Raw genomic sequence first — 16,342 nt, 5'->3', positions numbered from 1 at the left:
TTAACTCTGGAGAACTCCATGAAACCTGTACGTTTAAAACTATTATCTGCATTGCTGATGTTCTCGGTATTTCTGGTCGGCTGCTCCGGAGAAACTGAAGAAGTCGTCGAAAAACCCGCTGCGGTGCACATAGAAGACGGCGACGAGTGCCACGTATGCGGCATGGCCATAACCCGCTTCCCCGGCCCGAAGGGCGAAGTGATTACCGAAAAAGAACAAACCGTTCACAAATTCTGCTCCACCCGAGACATGTTCGCCTGGTCACTGCAGCCAGAGAACACAATGCGCAAGCACACGCTTTATGTTCACGACATGAGCCAAACCGAATGGGAAAGCCCCGATGACACCGCCCTGATAGACGCCCGCGAAGCTGTCTACGTGGTTGGCTCGAAACGCAAAGGCGCCATGGGTCAGACATTGGCGAGCTTCTCCACCGAATCGGCGGCTCATGACTTTATGATGGAACACGGGGGTGAGATATTGGCTTTTGATGCAATCACCTTAGAGCACCTCAACACAGAGATGCCCGCCGGTGAAATGCATGGTGATATGAGGCATTAAGGTCGGACTCTTCTCCATAGGGCCCGCCCCACAATCTTCAACTTGTCCCGGGTCGCCATCCGAGACAAGTTGGTCTTCACCACCCCTGCTGTAAACCGTGTCGACTTGGAATAGTCGATGCGCACATCCACTAAAACCGGCTTCCCAGCCGCCGACTTCTGAAGCGCAATCTCTAGGCTGTCAGAAATATCCTGATTCCCCGCCATAGAAACAAACTCAACACCCACAGCCTTGGCAAAGGCCTCATAGTCCATGGTGCCAAGCACCGTACAGGTCTTCTGGTTGTATGGAATTTGCTGTGCCTGAGCAATCTGCGATAGCTCACCATCATTAAACACGAAAATCATCACACCGGCCTGTAAACGTGCCGCGGTGACCAGCTCCATGCCCGTCATCAGCAATGCGCCATCGCCAACAATGCCGACAACTTGACGCTCAGGATTGGCAAGCTTTGCGCCGATAGCTCCGGGCACACAATAGCCCATGGCGTTGAAATCGCTCGGAGACATGTAATTCCGGGCGCCCAAAATAGGCATCAGCTCGGCCACCAAAAACGTATGATTGCCATCGTCCGCGACGACAATCGCATCGTTATTAAGGCGCTCACGCAGGTGGCTGAAAAACAGTTCCGGGTTTACCCGGTCGCCACTATCGTGATCACGCCACTCTTTTTTATAAGCCGCTTTGTCATGGGCAATTTGCGCGCGGATGCCAGTATCAGAGGCCGAGGCTTTTAGAGTTTTTACAGCTTTCAGAAGCGCAGGCAGGGTCACTCGTGCGTCTCCTTCAATGGCATGAGTGGCCGGATAGTTGGTGCTAAATACTTCAGGATTAATATCTAGATGAATCAAGGTGTTGGGCGGATTAATGCCGTAGCTTCCGGTTGGGATTTCCGAGAATCGTGTGCCGATCGCTAACAGGCAATCTATTTTTGCGAAGGCATTGGCTGCGGCTGGCACGGCATAGTGGCCCATACCCATTCCGGTGTGCAGCGGGTGGTCGCCCGGGAAGGCACTAAGGCCCTGAAGCGTTGTTGAAACAGGCGCATCCAGCAGTTCGGCCAGTTCGATCAAGTCTGCCTGAGCATCAACTGAGCCCCAGCCTGCAAAAATCCCTGGCTGCGTTGCCTGCACCAGAGCCTGAGCTGCCGCATCAATCAAAGTCTGGTCCGGTTGCTTGGGGGCAGGCGGGGCTTGGTAAAGTGGCATGTCGTCCACTTCGCCCAAAAAGTTGCTAATGTTTACCGGGATTTCGACAAAGACCGGCCCGGGCTCGCCACCCATTGCAGTGTCGTAGGCTTCGTAAAGCGTTGGAATGATTTCTCTGTGGTTGGCAATGCGCCACGTTTTCTTGGTGATTGGCTTGAGCAGGGCATGCTGGTCCATTTCGTGAAGCTGGTAACGGTGCCCCGACTCTGAATGAATCCCGCCGGAAATGATCAGCATGGGGATGCCATCAATGCCCGCCTCGCCGATACCGCTAGCGGCGTGGGTAACGCCCGCTGCTGGCACAATCAGCATGGTGCCCAGCTCTGCACCGGTGCGGCTGACCGCATCTGCCATAAACGCACCGCCGCACTCATGGGTTACAAGTGCAGGCTCAATGCTGTCAGAACGGTTAAGCTCGTCATAGATTTCAGTGGTGTGTACACCCGGAATGCCAAATGTGCGGCGTATGCCGAGTTGCTCCAGTGCATGGCGAACGAGAGTGGCGCCGGTTTTTTTCATGAGTCTGCCCTGAAAATTATTTTTGTGAGTTCAAGAGCTTAAAGCTTAACGACTCAGTAGGCCAGTGCAGTGAAGGGGGTAAAGAGTGGAAGAGTAGTGTAGGGGTTGATTGGTCAGCCGTATGGCTAAGACGAGGGGAATCACCCCCCCGTCATATTCATGAAGCGCAGGATTTGCACATCGCCATTGCTTGAGAAGTGGTGGCGCTCTGGCTTTAGATCCATTGAGTCGATGATGGTTTGCCGGAGTTTGTCATTGGTTACCGGATGGCCACGAAGTACCCGGCGAAGATCAACAGAGTGCTCGTTGCCCAAACAAAGCAGTAATCTGCCCTCAACGGTTACACGTACCCGGTTGCAGGTGGAGCAAAAATTGTGGGAGTGAGGCGAGATAAAGCCAACTTTAATAGGGCTGTCAGACATTCGGTAATAGCGGGCAGGGCCGCCGGAGTCTTCCGGCGTAGGCCTCAGGTCGTGGTGCTGGCGGACTATGTCGCGCACCTCGTCACTGGTACATAAAGCCTGACCACGATCGTGTTCGGAAATCTCACCCAGTGGCATTTCTTCAATAAACGTAATGTCCACGTTTTTCTTACGCGCAAACTCGATTAAATCCGGTACCTCGTGATCATTCCCACCTTTCATCACAACGGTATTGAGTTTAATGCCTTTAAACCCGGCAGCTCTGGCTGCGTCTATACCTTCCAGAACCTGCGACAGTTTACCCGTGCGGGTAATGCTGGCGAACTTTTCCGGATCCAAAGAGTCTAGGCTAATATTCAGCCGCTTCAGGCCAGCTTGCTGCAGTGGTTCTGCCATGGTTGGCAACTGGCTGCCGTTAGTGGTCATGGCGAAGTCACGCAGGCCGTAGGTACCTATTTCCCGAACCAGCTCAAGAATGTCTTTGCGAACCAGAGGTTCGCCACCGGTGAGGCGGATTTTTTCTGTGCCCAAAGACGCGAATGTTTTCGCTACTCGGGCAATTTCCTCAAGCGTTAAAACCTGTTGCCGTGGCAGAAACGTCATCTCCTCTGCCATGCAATAAACGCAGCGGAAATCGCAGCGGTCGGTAACGGACAGGCGCACGTAATTGACGGTTCTGCCAAAACGGTCTGTCAGTTTGCTTTTGGACATCGATATCTTTCCTGTAACTGCTGAATGCGCGTTTAAGGATTACTGATAGGTTGAGTATCGCAGAATCTAACAGGGAAGCCGATACCCCTCGTTAGGTAAGCCAGCCTAACGCCGTTCGTGGTGGATTCTTTGTTGAGAGCGCCTGATTGATTTGCGGAAGGTGGTTGATTTTCGATCAAAAGATGGTTATAAAATACTTGTTATTAGTTGAGCGCAAAACCCTGATGCGCGATGAAGGTCTCTCTGGAGGATAGGATGGAAAAACTACTGTTTCGTGCCAATAGCGCTATGGTTTGGTCTTTGTTCGGCCTCATTGCCACTATTTTGATGGCTTACCCCTTTGCCGGGCGATTTCCTATGATGATTCAAGTGCTTGCCCATGTGGGCACTTTGCTGTTTGCCGTTGGTATCAAAATTTCTTATGTTGCCCGGCTGGTATTTTTAAGCCGTCTCGGGAGACCTGTTCACTGATTATCGGTAGAATGGGCGAAAGATTGAACAGGGGTGAGGTTCTCGCTATGGCCGCGCGATCTGGCAAAACCGGTTTCAGGGTTCTTGCGTACTTATCAATAGGTTTGGCTGCCATCGGCGTTGTGTTGCCTTTGCTACCTACCACTCCCTTTGTCTTGCTGGCAGCTTTCTTTGCCAGCAAAGGTTCTCCGGCGTTTGCCAGTTGGCTTGAGGAACACCCGACGTTTGGACCAGCCATAATAGATTGGCGCCGAAACCGGGTTATACCCAAAAAGGCCAAAGTGCTGGCTTGCAGCATGATGTTGCTGAGCTGGAGCTTGTTGTTTTTTATGGGGGTAGCAGGAATAGTATTGGCTATATCAGGCACTTTTATGGCGTGCGTGGCGATGTACTTGTTAACTCGGCCTTCGTATTAACTTAACGGCTTTTACTGAATATCTGGAGTGTTGAATGCATATTACCCGATACACCGACTACTCACTTAGAGTGCTAATTTATTTGGCGGTGCAGGGTGATCGCCTGGCAACGATTCAGGAAATTGCCGACAGCTACGACATCTCCAAAAACCACTTGATGAAGGTAGTGCACCAGCTCAATAAAAAGGGCTATATAGAAACGGTCCGAGGCAAAAAAGGTGGCATGAGGCTGCACATGGCGCCAGAAGATATCAACGTGGGCGTGCTGGTACGTGAAACCGAGCATGATCTGAGCATTGTTGAATGTTACTCCTCTAAAAACGCCTGCAAAATCGCCCCGGCTTGTGGGCTCAAACCCATGTTCGGAGAAGCTCTGCAGGCATTCCTTTCAGTGCTCGATAAATACACTCTGCAAGACATTATGAAAGATCAGTACAAGCCGCAGCTACTAAGGCTACTCCAGATAGCCTGACGGCCTGCTTAGGTTGGCTGGCCTACCAGCTTAGTGCGCAGTGGGTCAGGCAGAGAGTAGGTCAGTATTCTTTTTACTACGGTGCTGTACTGGTGCCCAAAACTACCTGTGTTGTAGCCTATGCCGTGTTTGCGACATACCGCCTGAACTTTGCCGGAAATCTCCGGGTAACGGTGTGCCGGCAGATCCGGGAAAACATGGTGTTCGATCTGATAGCTCAAGTGCCCGCTAAGCAGATGTACCCATTTGTTGCCGGTAAAGTTTGACGAGCCGGTAAGCTGGCGCAAGTACCAGTGTCCCTTGCTTTCATTCTCACAGTCTTTTTCATTGAAGGTTTCAGCATCTTGAGTGAAGTGCCCGCAGAAGATCACGGTGGACGACCATAAGTTGCGCATCAGATTGGCCCCCAGGTTGCCCGCCAACACGATAGGCGCTACGGGCAGTGTAATAAGCGGGAAGAATACATAGTCTTTGAAGGCCTGCCTGCTGCCTTTGTGCAGGAGATCCCTTAGAAACGGAAGTTTGTCTCGCAGGCGGACCTCGCCGCGCCTTATGCGCTCGAACTCCAGCTCGTGCAAGCTAACACCCCATTGGAAAAACACGCTCAACAAAATGTAGTTTAGAAACTGCAGACTATGGGCTGGGTGCCATTTTTTATCATCACTCAGGCGCAGCAGGGCGTAGCCGTAGTCGCGGTCTTTGCCGATGATATTGGTGTAGGTGTGGTGCTCGAAATTGTGGGTTCGTCGCCAGGAGTCGGATGAGCACGCGGTGTCCCACTCGTAGGTTTGCGAGTGTAGGGAAGGGTCGTTCATCCAGTCATATTGGCCATGCATTACATTGTGGCCAATTTCCATGTTCTCTATGATTTTAGAAAGACCGAGAGAAATCGTTGCCGCCACAAAAATGGGTGGTATGAAGCCGAACGGCATCATTACCCTACCTCCCACTTCAAGGGCACGGTGCAAGCGGATGACTCGGCGTATGTAGCGCGCATCCCGCTCCCCCAAGTCTGCGAGAACCTCATCACGAATGGTGTCCAAATCTTGCTCCAGTTCTTGGAGCTGTACCTCAGTCATCTGTTTCATAGTGTTGCTCCTTAAACATCGATAGTTACAGGGCCATGGGGAATGGATATGCAAAGCTGAACGCTTTCCTCCCCAGGGCCGGAGGCTTTTCCGGTGAGTCGATTGATTACTGTACCGTTGGTTTTGCGGCAGCTGCATTGGTGGCAAATACCCATGCGACAGCCGTGGCGTGGTTTAAGGCCTGACGCCTCGGCGATTTCGAGCAAGCTGGCATCGCCCTCAGAGCTGGCTTCCAGATTGCTCTTGCAGAACTCTACTTTGCCGCCAAGAACCTGATCCGCCAGATCAGAGCTCAAAGTTGGAGCTGCCGAAGAAAAGAAAGTGTTGTGAATGTCCTTTTTGAGCACACCCTGCTGGTGCAATAGCTCGTTGGCGAGATCCATTAGACCTTTGGGGCCGCACAGGAATACGTGCCTTGCTTTGAGGCCTGGTACAGCTTTTAGGTCTTGGCTTTTCAAATAGCGGGGCTTGTCGTTTTCATTGGTAGCGATAATGTTCAAGGTTAGAGCACTGTAGCGGCTGGCAAGAGCCTTCAAGCGCTCTTCCGCAATAACATCCTGCTGGGTGCGCACGAAATAAAGCAGGGTGACCGGTGCCCGGAAGTCTCGCGCGGCCATGGTTTCCAGTTGGCTAAGAATCGGTGTAATACCGCTGCCACCAGCGATAAAGAGCACCGGCTTAGGTGTGTCTGGTAACAGGAAGTCTCCAAAGGCCTCACCAAAACCCAACACCTGCCCCTGACCGAGATGGTCATGCAACCAGTTGGTAACCAGACCGCCGGGCAGTCGTTTGATGGTTAGGGTAACCAGCCCCTGTTCAGACCATAGCTCGGGGGAGCTTGATAGGCTGAACGTGCGCGTGCGTTTAACGCCGTTAATCTCAACGCAAATGCTGACGTGTTGGCCTGCGTGAAAGCCAGCCCAGCGTGTCGCCGGTTTCAGTACAAATGTGCGCGTGTCAGCGGTTTCTTCAATAACCTGCTCGACCCTTGCAGGTGTTTGACTCTGTACCAACATGGGGTCAAGCGTCTCCAGCAGTGGGTCGAAGAAGGCAGCCGGATCATCCCGATTAAAAAGCTGCTTTCCAAGCCAGTGCAGTGCGTTTGTTTGAGTGTTTCTTGCCAGCATCATGCTTTCTCCTTATGCGGCCCAACCAAATGTGTACACTTGTACACACATTGTGTACGACTGTACACATGAGTGTTTAAGCAAACAACGGGGAGCCTTCTGTTGGCATTAAATGACAAACATTCGATACTTTATTTTTTGTGTATGTGTACACTTGTTACCCTAACCCAAAGATAAGTGCGGTATGGGCAAGTCATGTCGGAAAGAAAAAAACGCAAACCCGGGGAGACCCGTGAAAAGCTGATGAGTGCCGTGCTATCGCTAGTGAGCAAGGGGCGGCATTTCGCCAGCCTTGGTATTCGTGAGGTAACGCGTCAGGCGGGTGTGGTACCTACTTCTTTTTACCGGCACTTCCGCAACATGGATGATTTGGGGTTGCAACTAGTCGATGAGCTTGGGCTAGTGCTGCGACGAATGATGCGGGAGGCGCGTGAAAACGTCTTTCAGGCGGATAAGCTTATTGAGGAGTCGGTGGGGATTTTTGTCAGCCATGCTCAGGCTAATCGCAGTTTCTTTTTGTTTATGGCTCAAGGGTTGGCGGGGGAAAGCCGGGCTATTCAAGACGGCATTCGCAGTGAAATGCGATATTTTGCCACTGAGTTGGCGAACGACTTGCGGCGATTGAAACTGGCAGACCACCTTTCTGACGGAGATCTTGAAATGACCTGCGATCTGGTGGTTCGCAGTGTCGCCTTCAGCCTTACCGACCTAATGGGCATTTCGGCGGAAGATGAGTATCAGGTAGAACAAATAAGGAAGCGGACGTGCCGCTTCCTTCAGCTCATCTTCGTTGGTGCTGCACACTGGGATAACAAAGGGCCCTAAGCTCAGGCCTTGCCGTTTTTGCTTGCCAGCGCTTTTTTAGGCTTACGCTTGGGCGGTAGAATTAGCGCTTCTAGTTCATCAAACGCTTCTCCGGTATACACCGCCAGTTTTTGCATGCTGGGCAGGGTGTCCCGGCAGCCGGTAAACCCGAAATTCAGTGCTCCCGCATAGCTCAGGCAGGTAATATTCAGAGCACCGCCGTGCGCTATCAATGAAACCGGGTACATGGCCTCCAGCTTGGCGCCCTCGTAATACAAGGTTTCTTGCGGGCCGGGTACGTTGGATATGGTCACATTGAACACGGGGCGCATGCGCCCGCCAAGGCCAGACAAAAGCTGTAGAATATAGGGCGACATCAGCAGCATGGTGTACTGGGTGAGGGCGCTCTTGGGCAGCTTTTGCAGGTGCTCTTTTGCCCGGGTTGTGGAGGCAATGATGCTCTGTAAGCGGGTAAGTGGGTCGGCTTCGTTTGTTGCAAGAGAGGCAATCATGAAGCTGATCGCCGTGCCTGTGCCCTGATCATCTGCCGGCCGGATATTGACCGGAATACCTGCTGTAAGTGGGGTCTCCGGTAAGTCATTCTGTTCTAGCAAAAAGCGCCGAAGTGCTGTGCCACACAGGTACAGTACTATGTCGTTCAGAGACGATTTGGATACGTGAGCCAATTCTTTTAGGCGATCAAGCTTGTAGTGCTGAGTGGCAAACCGGCGCTGGCCGGTCACCCGGTGGTTAATTTTCGAGACTGGCCCGACAAAGGGTGCGGTAGGGCCCCCCTCCGGATGGCGAGCAGATTGCACGAGACGGTTCCCCGCGCGCCATAGAGTGGGCGCCATATCTGCTTGCAGCTTGACGGCATCCAGCGCCTGAGAAAATACAGAAGGAACGCTCTGCCTTGATTCGCCTTTGCGTGGTTTGAGTCTTTCCGGACGCATGGCCCAGGGTGGCAACATGCCCTTTTCATTTGGATCTGTACTCAAAACTCGCTGCAGCAAACGCACGCCACTGATGCCATCAATCATCGAGTGATGCATTTTCGTGTAGAGGGCAAACCGGTTATTTTCTAACCCCTCAATCACGTGGCACTCCCAGAGTGGGCGCGCGAAATCCAAAGGGTTGGAGTGTAAGCGCGACACTAGAACACCAAGCTCCCGTTCACCGCCGGGCTTGGGAAGAGCTGAGTGGCGCACGTGGTAGTCAAGATCGAGATTCTTGTCGACCTTCCAGGCGGGAGCTATTAGCCGGCCCAGTGTGCCGGACCATGCAAGCTTGGAGCACCACGGGTGTGCAATCTCGCCGGTCTCCTTCATGCTGGTAACCATATCGCGAAGGAAGGTGTCGGGCGCGTCTTTCGGCAATGAAAAAATCAACATGTTGCCAACATGCATTGGCGTGTCTTCTGACTCTACGGCTAACCATGAGGCATCAAGTGTTCCCAGACGTTTCATTCCTTAAGCACCTCTGCCCGGTTTGGGGCGTCAAAGTGTGTCTTTTATTTGTTGTCTGCAAGTATACGGGTTACTGCTTACTCAGACGATCATTGATGTGAAAAAAGTATCTTCAAACCATTTCAGAGGTTTTATACAAGGTTGCGCCTATCAGGCTCCCGAAAGTGTAGCGCTTATGTTAGTTTCACAACGTTAAACGAATAACAAATAACAACATCCGGAGGCATTGTGGAATCCAGCCCACTAATCTCAGCAGGACTGCCGATTGCATTGTTCATCATCATGATTGGTATAGGCATGACCCTGACCACTCGCGATTTTCGCCAAGTGGCGGTCTATCCCAAAGGCCTTATTGTAGGAACCTTAACGCAAATTTTGTTGATGCCTTTAGTAGCATTTGCATTGGCGTCTTTATTAGCAGTGCCACCCGCCATTGCGGTGGGCTTGGTGATTATTGCCGCGTGCCCTGGAGGCACTACCTCCAACCTTTTTGTGTTGCTTGCCAGAGGCAACATTGCACTGTCGATTGTGCTGACCGTTAGTGCGAGTTTGATCACCATTCTCACACTCCCACTGTTTGCCAATGTGGCGCTGCAGTTCTACATGGGCACGGAGGAAAATATTGTTCTGCCGGTATGGAAAACCATCGGTATGCTGATTGGAATCGTGCTTTTCCCGGTGGCAATCGGTATGCAGGTGCGCTCACGTAAACCAGAGGTTGCACGCAAGGCTGAAAGTATTGTGAGCGTGTTCGGCGGCGTTGTACTTGCCTTGTTGATCGTTGCGCTTATGTATGGCGCGCGGGATCAGATCTGGGAATTGCTCAAGCAGGCAGGTCCAGCAACCATTCTGCTGAATGCAGCGGGTATTTTTATCGGCTTGCTTGCGGGCCGTATGACGGGGCTAACCCAACGAGAATCTCTGGCCGTTGCGGTAGAGTTGGGCGTGAAGAATGGCACGATTGCTTTGATGGTGACCCTCACGTTACTGGAGTCTAGCGCCATGTCGATACCGGCAGCGGTCTATGGTGTGCTCATGTTTCCCATCGGCTTTTTGCTTGCTATGTACGGTCGGCGCCTCATTCCCAAAGCCAGCTCCGAGCTTGTGAAATAAGAGCCAATAGCTTCTGCCGGCGCTTGTGCGCCGGCAAGGGTTTCGCGCTTACACCCAACCGTCTTTATCCACCCGTGTGGGTTCCATACTGCCCGTGTGGAAGTCGATTTCCAGTTCCTGCCCCTCGGCGTTATCTCCCTCCACTTCAATCTCGCCCTTGGCGTTGATTTTGATTTCTTCCATGCGGTTAATGCCTTGTTTTGCACTGGCATCAATGTACTTTTCAACATCCGCGGCAGTCAGGCCCCAAGGTCCGTCATTTCGCTTGCGGCGCTCTTCCTTTTGAATAGTGCCATCACTATCGATGTCTAGCTCTACATACCATTGCCCATCTACCCAGCCTTCAATCTCCATGCTGCCAACGTCGTCGCGATCGTCTTCCAGCTCTATACTGTGGAAGTGTGAAATGCCGTAGTCGGATCCGATCTGGATCGCCCGCTTGGCGTCGTCAACCGTGCCGGATGCGAAAGCCAGTGGCGCGGTAACAAGGCTTGCGGTAAGAGCGGTTGCTATGAGTGTTTTCATGGTGTTGCTCCTGATTCATTGATTGTGGAGTGTCGTTCAATCGTCTTTTTCAAAGCGTTCTTGGACCTGCTCCTATGAGAGGACCTCCTGAACGTTGAGAGCATCATAGGTAAAGGCTGCTTGCAGGAGAGTGAGTGTTTCGTTCATGGTTCATTCATGTTGGCTCTGACAAAATGGCCCTATGAAAAATCTGCCCTGTTATCTTCTGAAACTGATCGTCCCCACCGCCGCATTTATTGCCGCAGCCTTAGTCGTTGCCTTTTGCCTAACAGCCGCTGCGCCAGCCTCTGCAGATGAAGACTGGCGCAAGCTCCATGAAGAGGTGCAAGCGGGCCGAATAAAGCCGCTAGGCGAGATTTTGGACAGTCTGCTTCGGGACTGGGAGGGTCAGGTCATTGATGTGGAATTTGAGGAAGACGATGGCATACGGCTTTATGAAATTGAATTGTTGGGCCCTGAGGGTCAGGTCGTCGAGTTTGAAGTGAATGCGGAAACGGGTGAACTTATCGGTATTGAAGGTAACAACATCAACGGAATGAAACGGCAATGAAAGTTCTGCTGGTAGAAGACGATGAATCTCTGGCCCTTGGGCTTGCATCTTCGTTACAGGATGCTGGCTTGCTAGTGGAAATTGCAGGCGAGGGTCGCACTGCTGATTTTATGATCAGTACCGAGCGTTATGATGCGGTTATTCTCGATTTGGGCCTGCCTGACGGCAGCGGAGCGCAATGGTTGTCGGGGTGGCGCGAGCAGGGTATTGAGCTACCGGTGTTGATTTTGACGGCCAGAGAACGCTGGTCTGATAAAGCCGCTGGCTTTTCTGCCGGCGCTGACGATTACGTCACCAAACCGTTCGAAACGGCAGAAATCTTGTTCCGTTTGAGAGCTTTGGTTCGCCGCGCCCATGGACATGCCCACCCGGTTATTCGGGTAGGGGATATTTGCCTTGATACCCACAGCGCCCAAGTAACCCGAGCTGGCATGCCGGTATCCCTCACCGCTCAGGAGTTGAGGTTGCTTTCCCACCTTGTACACGCTGCGCCTCGTGTCGTCAGCCGAGCGGAATTAACCGAGCACGTGTATGACGGTGATACAGAGCCGGATTCCAATGTGATTGATGTGCAGGTCAGCCGCCTTCGGCGAAAACTGGGTAGCCAGAGCATTGAAACCCTGCGTGGCCAAGGCTATCGAATGGTTGCGGATACCAGCGAGGCGTCATGATGTTGGCAGACCGATTGCGCCGCCTTCCTATTGCTACACGGATGCTGGTATCCGCGCTGGTTTTGGTTGTGCTGGTTCTGCCTGCTGCCGGTGCTTTGCTGTCGTGGAACTTTCGTGAGGCGGTGAGCACTGCCTTCAATGAACGGTTGGAGTCGCTGCTTAATGTCGTGATCGCCGGAGTTAACTACGATATCCGTCAGGATGCTCTGGTAACCAACAGGCAGTTGGGCGATTCCCGTTTTGATCGCGTATTCTCCGGCTGGTATTGGCAGGTTCGTGACGATGGCGATCGGATACTTACTTCCCGTTCGTTGTGGGATCAAAGGCTGGCGGTGTCCCAAGAGCCCGGGATGGCGTTTCGAACCCTTGCTGGCCCCCGGGGGAAACAACTTCGCTTGCTGGAACGGGACATTCGTTTGCCCAACCTCAACGAGGTTCTGCACGTTCAGGTGGCTGCGAGTCTGGATGAGGTAGAAGCTCAGGTTGCGCGATTCCAGACTTTATTATGGCTCTCTCTGGCAACACTGGGTGGCCTTCTGATTGTGTTAATCGGCTTGCAGATCCGCTGGGGATTAGCGCCCCTGCGCCGAATTGAGCAGAGCTTGAAGGCGGTAGAACAGGGTCGGCAACCGTCAGTTGAGACCGATCTGCCACGAGAACTGGCGCGTCTGGCAGATGCCATCAATACAGTATTGGAAAGAGACCAACACCTGATGGAACGGGGCAGAACCGCTGCGGGCAATCTGGCCCATGCCTTGAAAACCCCGGTTTCCGTGTTGGGCACTCTGGCAGAACGCTTGCCGAGTGAACAGAGCGCAGCCATGCAAGCAGAGCTCAAGCGTTTGGATGAAGCCATACGGCATCATCTCGCCCGCGCATCGGCAGCGGGGCCGGTGACTCTGGGCGCGGAACAGGAGGTTGCCACCGTACTTGCGCCGGTTATTGAAGGCGTTCAGCGTTTGGCTGGAAGGCGCGGATTGGTGTTTCAGAGTGATTTACAGGAAGGGCTTCAGGTACGGATTGACGCACAGGACTTGCAGGAAATTGTCGGAAATCTGCTGGAAAATGCCATCAACTGGGCCAAGGGTTCTATTAGCTTGACGGGCACTGTAGAGGGAGGCTGGCTGGTGCTCAGTGTATTCGATGACGGCCCCGGTATGTCACCAGATACACGTGATCAAGCCCTGAGCCGGGGCGGCAGGCTGGATGAAGCAAGGTCCGGCTCCGGGCTGGGGCTGTCGATTGTTACTGAGCTGGCGGTGTTACACGGTGGTGAACTCAGGCTGGGCGAAAGCACTTTGGGCGGTTTGCACGCGGAAGTGGTATTGCCACTGACGCACTTACGCTCAGGACTTTAACGGCGGCGGGCAGTGGTGTTCATCAACTACCGTGCCCTCATCCACGCTTTCCAGGTGCACATCGAATCCCCAAAGCCTGTGCGCATGCCGTAGCACTTCTTCGGTATCCTTTCCCAAAGGCACTCTGTTTACAGGTACGTGCCTGAGCGTCAATGAACGATCACCACGAACGTCCACGTTCCAGACCTGAATATTGGGCTCCCGGTAGCTGAGATTGTATTGGCGGGCCAGCTTCTCCCGCAGTTCCCGGTAGCCAGGCTCATCGTGAATGGCGGTTACCTTGTAGTTGTCTTCCTGATCGTCATCTTCAACGGCAAAAAGCTTTAAATCCCGCATGACTTTGGGCGACAGGAACTGTTGAATAAAGCTCTCGTCTTTGAAGTTGGCCATGGCAAAGTGCAGGGTTTTTACCCAGTCAGTACCAGCGATATCGGGAAACCATTCGCGATCTTCATCCGTAGGCGTTTCGCAGATTCGCCGCAAGTCTGTAAAGATAGAAAACCCGAGGGTGTAGGGATTGATGCCGGAATACCAGGGGCTATTGAACGGTGGCTGATACACCACGGCGGTATGGCTTTGAAGGAACTCCAACATGAAACCGTCGGTCACCAGACCTTTCTCGTACATTCGGTTCAGCAGGGTGTAATGCCAGAAGGTGGCCCAGCCTTCGTTCATCACCTGAGTTTGACGCTGCGGATAAAAATATTGCGCCAGTTTGCGCACAATCCGGATGATTTCCCTCTGCCAGGTTTCCAGTAGCGGCGCGTTTTTCTCGATGAAGTACAATAGGTTTTCCTGAGGCTCCTCTGGGTAGCGTTTTTTGCGCTTTATCGGGTCTTCATCCTCATCCATTTTCGGAATGGTGCGCCACAGATCGTTCACGCGGCGTTGCAGGTACTCCTCTCGTTCTGCTTGGCGCAGGACTTCCTTAGCCGCCGAGATCGGGGCGGGCCGCTTATAGCGGTCAACGCCATGGTTCATCAATGCGTGGCAGGAATCCAGTATTTGCTCCACCGCATCCACGCCGTGGCGCTCTTCGCATCCAGAAACATAATTTCGGGCAAACACCAGATAATCAATAATGGCGCTGGCGTCTGTCCATGTGCGGAACAGGTAGTTGCCTTTAAAAAACGAGTTGTGGCCATAACAGGCGTGGGCAATCACCAGTGCCTGCATGGGCAGGGTGTTCTCTTCCATCAGGTAGGCAATGCAGGGGTTAGAGTTAATCACAATCTCATAGGCTAGGCCCATTTGGCCCCGTTGATAGCCTTTGGAGGTACTAAGAAACTGCTTGCCGAAAGACCAGTGATTGTAGCCAACCGGCATACCAACGGAGCTGTAGGCGTCCATCATCTGTTCGGCGCTGATCACCTCAACTTGATTGGGGTAGGTGTCTAGGCCGAACTCGGCGGCGCACTTGGCAATTTCCTCATCGTATTGCCGGATTAGCTCGAAGGTCCATTCCGATCCGGTGGAAACCGGTTTGCGAGTTGCCGGGCTGTCATTGGCCGGAGCATTGGGACGATCAATGGCGTCACTCATGCAGCTTTCCTCTCAAAAAGCCTGCGAAAGACCGGATAGATTTCGCTGGGTTCCGCAATCTGCTGCTGCGCAAAACTTCCGGGGAATTGCTCCTGCACCCGCTCATATTCGTACCAGAGCATCTGGTGATCTTGGGGCGTAATCTCTACATAGGCGTAATACTGCACCAATGGAAGAATGCTGTCGGTCAGAAGCTTGCCACACACCGGCGAGTCGTCGTTCCAATTGTCGCCATCGGATGCCTGAGCTGCGTAGATGTTCCACTCGGCCGGGGAGTAGCGGGATTCGATGATCTTGTGCATCAGCTTCAGCGCGCTGGAAACTATGGTGCCGCCGGTTTCACGAGAATAGAAAAACTCTTCTTCGTCCACTTCCTTGGCGCTGGTGTGGTGGCGAATGAACACCACGTCGATCTTTTTATGGTTCTTCTTCAAGAATAGGTACAGCAGGATGAAAAACCGCTTGGCGGTGTCTTTATGCATCTGCGTCATAGAGCCGGAAACGTCCATTAGGCAGAACATCACAGCGCTGGTTGCTGGCTTGGGTTGCTTTAAATGCTGACGGTAACGCAGGTCGATGTCGTCAATAAATGGAATCCGCTTCACATTGGCTTTCAGCCGCGCGATTTCATCTTCGAGTGCTTGAACCTGATCTTTATGGCTGAATGCTGCGTCCAGATCAGCGGTCGCACTTTTGAGCTCTGCTAGCTGGGCCTCAAGCTCGCGAATCTTTTTCTTGCGAGCACCGCCAAGGCCGAGACGACGCGCGTGGGCGCCGCGTAGTGATCGCACAACGTCGAGCTTGGCGGGCACGCCCTGAGTGCTGAAACCGGAACGCACGTAATTGAACGCTTCGGTGTCTTTAAGCTTTTTGCGAACAAGGTTGGGAAGCTCCAAATCGTCAAACAGGAAGTTCAAGAACTCTTCCTGCGTTATCTGGAAAGCAAATTCATCCATGCCCTCGCCATCGGGGCTGGCTTGGCCTTGCCCTTGACCTTGGCCCTCACCACCTTCTGGTTTGGGTAGTCGGTCTCCGGTTACAAACTCCTGATTTCCCGGGTGCACCATTTCCCGGTGACCACCTTGGCCGTGGTGAAACACAGGCTCATCAATATCCCGTGAGGGAATGCTAATGCTTTCGCCCCGTTCTATGTCAGTGATAGAGCGCCGGTGAACCGCATCCGAAACCGCCTTTTTTATGTGATGCCGGTAGCGGCGCAAAAACCGCTCCCGGTTCACCGCGCTTTTGTTTTTGCCGTTCAGTCGTCGGTCGACTATGTGGGTCATACCCATAATTCATGCTCCACTTACAGGTTCCG

17 protein-coding genes are annotated in these 16,342 nt (G+C 52.9%); 9 read left to right on the top strand and 8 right to left on the bottom strand.

The annotated features are described in order from the left end of the window. Positions 1–18 precede the first annotated feature (18 nt). Positions 19–561 (top strand): nitrous oxide reductase accessory protein NosL, encoded by a 543-nt coding sequence (locus tag KO508_RS06430; RefSeq protein WP_216007526.1) that lies wholly within the window; start codon positions 19–21, stop codon positions 559–561. On the opposite strand, the gene KO508_RS06425 is transcribed toward KO508_RS06430, so the two are convergent. Next, positions 558–2,288: a thiamine pyrophosphate-binding protein gene (locus KO508_RS06425; RefSeq protein WP_216007525.1), complete on the bottom strand. Its 1,731-nt coding sequence runs from the start codon at positions 2,286–2,288 to the stop codon at positions 558–560. The genes KO508_RS06430 and KO508_RS06425 overlap by 4 nt on opposite strands. Positions 2,289–2,428: 140 nt before the next feature. Further along, positions 2,429–3,421 carry a GTP 3',8-cyclase MoaA gene (gene moaA / locus KO508_RS06420; protein ID WP_216007524.1) on the bottom strand — a complete coding sequence of 331 codons (993 nt, stop codon included), beginning with the start codon at positions 3,419–3,421 and terminating at the stop codon, positions 2,429–2,431. Between the two features lie 255 nt (positions 3,422–3,676). On the opposite strand from moaA, the gene KO508_RS06415 reads away from it, so the two are divergent. From KO508_RS06415 to KO508_RS06405, 3 genes are read left to right on the top strand one after another with little or no spacing between them, the layout of a single operon-like run. Continuing rightward, positions 3,677–3,892, top strand: coding sequence for a hypothetical protein (locus tag KO508_RS06415; RefSeq protein ID WP_200361907.1), 216 nt, complete (start codon positions 3,677–3,679; stop codon positions 3,890–3,892). Between the two features lie 47 nt (positions 3,893–3,939). Beyond that, positions 3,940–4,308 carry a YbaN family protein gene (locus KO508_RS06410; protein ID WP_216007523.1) on the top strand — a complete coding sequence of 123 codons (369 nt, stop codon included), beginning with the start codon at positions 3,940–3,942 and terminating at the stop codon, positions 4,306–4,308. A 34-nt stretch (positions 4,309–4,342) separates the two neighbouring features. Further along, on the top strand, positions 4,343–4,780 hold the full coding sequence (locus tag KO508_RS06405) for an RrF2 family transcriptional regulator (protein WP_216007522.1): 438 nt from the start codon (positions 4,343–4,345) through the stop codon (positions 4,778–4,780). An 8-nt stretch (positions 4,781–4,788) separates the two neighbouring features. Here KO508_RS06405 and KO508_RS06400 read toward each other — a convergent pair whose 3' ends face one another. Beyond that, positions 4,789–5,868, bottom strand: coding sequence for a fatty acid desaturase family protein (locus tag KO508_RS06400; RefSeq protein ID WP_216007521.1), 1,080 nt, complete (start codon positions 5,866–5,868; stop codon positions 4,789–4,791). An 11-nt stretch (positions 5,869–5,879) separates the two neighbouring features. Continuing rightward, positions 5,880–6,995, bottom strand: coding sequence for a ferredoxin reductase (locus KO508_RS06395; RefSeq protein ID WP_216007615.1), 1,116 nt, complete (start codon positions 6,993–6,995; stop codon positions 5,880–5,882). Positions 6,996–7,190: 195 nt separating this feature from the next. On the opposite strand from KO508_RS06395, the gene KO508_RS06390 reads away from it, so the two are divergent. Beyond that, the gene (locus KO508_RS06390; RefSeq protein ID WP_216007520.1) at positions 7,191–7,820 is read left to right on the top strand and encodes a TetR family transcriptional regulator; all 630 of its coding nucleotides are present in this window, start codon (positions 7,191–7,193) and stop codon (positions 7,818–7,820) included. Positions 7,821–7,822: 2 nt separating this feature from the next. On the opposite strand, the gene KO508_RS06385 is transcribed toward KO508_RS06390, so the two are convergent. Continuing rightward, a complete protein-coding gene (locus KO508_RS06385; RefSeq protein WP_216007519.1) occupies positions 7,823–9,265 on the bottom strand; it encodes a WS/DGAT/MGAT family O-acyltransferase in 1,443 nt (480 codons plus the stop codon). A 228-nt stretch (positions 9,266–9,493) separates the two neighbouring features. On the opposite strand from KO508_RS06385, the gene KO508_RS06380 reads away from it, so the two are divergent. Beyond that, the gene (locus KO508_RS06380; protein WP_216007518.1) at positions 9,494–10,378 is read left to right on the top strand and encodes a bile acid:sodium symporter family protein; all 885 of its coding nucleotides are present in this window, start codon (positions 9,494–9,496) and stop codon (positions 10,376–10,378) included. 48 nt (positions 10,379–10,426) lie between these two features. Here the strand turns inward: KO508_RS06380 and KO508_RS06375 are convergent, their stop codons facing one another. Further along, positions 10,427–10,903 carry a hypothetical protein gene (locus KO508_RS06375; RefSeq protein ID WP_216007517.1) on the bottom strand — a complete coding sequence of 159 codons (477 nt, stop codon included), beginning with the start codon at positions 10,901–10,903 and terminating at the stop codon, positions 10,427–10,429. A gap of 181 nt (positions 10,904–11,084) precedes the next feature. Between KO508_RS06375 and KO508_RS06370 the strand changes: the two genes are divergently transcribed. From KO508_RS06370 to KO508_RS06360, 3 genes are read left to right on the top strand one after another with little or no spacing between them, the layout of a single operon-like run. Beyond that, the gene (locus tag KO508_RS06370) at positions 11,085–11,453 is read left to right on the top strand and encodes a PepSY domain-containing protein (protein ID WP_216007516.1); all 369 of its coding nucleotides are present in this window, start codon (positions 11,085–11,087) and stop codon (positions 11,451–11,453) included. Continuing rightward, positions 11,450–12,124 carry a winged helix-turn-helix domain-containing protein gene (locus KO508_RS06365; RefSeq protein WP_216007515.1) on the top strand — a complete coding sequence of 225 codons (675 nt, stop codon included), beginning with the start codon at positions 11,450–11,452 and terminating at the stop codon, positions 12,122–12,124. The genes KO508_RS06370 and KO508_RS06365 overlap by 4 nt, the downstream gene beginning before the upstream one ends. Then, positions 12,121–13,482 (top strand): sensor histidine kinase, encoded by a 1,362-nt coding sequence (locus tag KO508_RS06360; RefSeq protein ID WP_252737951.1) that lies wholly within the window; start codon positions 12,121–12,123, stop codon positions 13,480–13,482. The genes KO508_RS06365 and KO508_RS06360 overlap by 4 nt, the downstream gene beginning before the upstream one ends. Here the strand turns inward: KO508_RS06360 and KO508_RS06355 are convergent. Both KO508_RS06355 and KO508_RS06350 read right to left on the bottom strand, forming a co-directional pair. Further along, a complete protein-coding gene (locus tag KO508_RS06355) occupies positions 13,471–15,024 on the bottom strand; it encodes a SpoVR family protein (protein WP_216007514.1) in 1,554 nt (517 codons plus the stop codon). The genes KO508_RS06360 and KO508_RS06355 overlap by 12 nt on opposite strands. Further along, positions 15,021–16,310 (bottom strand): YeaH/YhbH family protein, encoded by a 1,290-nt coding sequence (locus KO508_RS06350; RefSeq protein ID WP_252737950.1) that lies wholly within the window; start codon positions 16,308–16,310, stop codon positions 15,021–15,023. Before KO508_RS06350 ends, KO508_RS06355 begins: the two co-directional genes overlap by 4 nt. Between the last annotated feature and the right edge of the window lie 32 nt (positions 16,311–16,342).

This window comes from Marinobacter salexigens, assembly GCF_018860765.1.
GTDB classification, from domain to species: Bacteria; Pseudomonadota; Gammaproteobacteria; order Pseudomonadales; family Oleiphilaceae; genus Marinobacter; species Marinobacter salexigens_A.
Note: the sequence above shows the minus strand (reverse complement) of the source record. Positions and strands in the feature narration are given on the sequence as shown.

What these genes read in the sequence shown, in the direction of transcription:
- KO508_RS06430 (WP_216007526.1), top strand. Translation starts at nt 19, where the DNA reads ATGAAACCTGTACGTTTAAAACTATTATCTGCATTGCTGATGTTCTCG.
- KO508_RS06400 (WP_216007521.1), bottom strand. Translation starts at nt 5,868, where the DNA reads ATGAAACAGATGACTGAGGTACAGCTCCAAGAACTGGAGCAAGATTTG.
- KO508_RS06375 (WP_216007517.1), bottom strand. Translation starts at nt 10,903, where the DNA reads ATGAAAACACTCATAGCAACCGCTCTTACCGCAAGCCTTGTTACCGCG.
- KO508_RS06360 (WP_252737951.1), top strand. Translation starts at nt 12,121, where the DNA reads ATGATGTTGGCAGACCGATTGCGCCGCCTTCCTATTGCTACACGGATG.
- KO508_RS06385 (WP_216007519.1), bottom strand. Translation starts at nt 9,265, where the DNA reads ATGAAACGTCTGGGAACACTTGATGCCTCATGGTTAGCCGTAGAGTCA.
- KO508_RS06425 (WP_216007525.1), bottom strand. Translation starts at nt 2,288, where the DNA reads ATGAAAAAAACCGGCGCCACTCTCGTTCGCCATGCACTGGAGCAACTC.
- KO508_RS06390 (WP_216007520.1), top strand. Translation starts at nt 7,191, where the DNA reads ATGTCGGAAAGAAAAAAACGCAAACCCGGGGAGACCCGTGAAAAGCTG.
- KO508_RS06415 (WP_200361907.1), top strand. Translation starts at nt 3,677, where the DNA reads ATGGAAAAACTACTGTTTCGTGCCAATAGCGCTATGGTTTGGTCTTTG.
- KO508_RS06355 (WP_216007514.1), bottom strand. Translation starts at nt 15,024, where the DNA reads ATGAGTGACGCCATTGATCGTCCCAATGCTCCGGCCAATGACAGCCCG.
- KO508_RS06370 (WP_216007516.1), top strand. Translation starts at nt 11,085, where the DNA reads ATGAAAAATCTGCCCTGTTATCTTCTGAAACTGATCGTCCCCACCGCC.
- KO508_RS06405 (WP_216007522.1), top strand. Translation starts at nt 4,343, where the DNA reads ATGCATATTACCCGATACACCGACTACTCACTTAGAGTGCTAATTTAT.
- KO508_RS06395 (WP_216007615.1), bottom strand. Translation starts at nt 6,995, where the DNA reads ATGCTGGCAAGAAACACTCAAACAAACGCACTGCACTGGCTTGGAAAG.
- KO508_RS06365 (WP_216007515.1), top strand. Translation starts at nt 11,450, where the DNA reads ATGAAAGTTCTGCTGGTAGAAGACGATGAATCTCTGGCCCTTGGGCTT.
- KO508_RS06410 (WP_216007523.1), top strand. Translation starts at nt 3,940, where the DNA reads ATGGCCGCGCGATCTGGCAAAACCGGTTTCAGGGTTCTTGCGTACTTA.
- KO508_RS06350 (WP_252737950.1), bottom strand. Translation starts at nt 16,310, where the DNA reads ATGACCCACATAGTCGACCGACGACTGAACGGCAAAAACAAAAGCGCG.
- moaA (WP_216007524.1), bottom strand. Translation starts at nt 3,421, where the DNA reads ATGTCCAAAAGCAAACTGACAGACCGTTTTGGCAGAACCGTCAATTAC.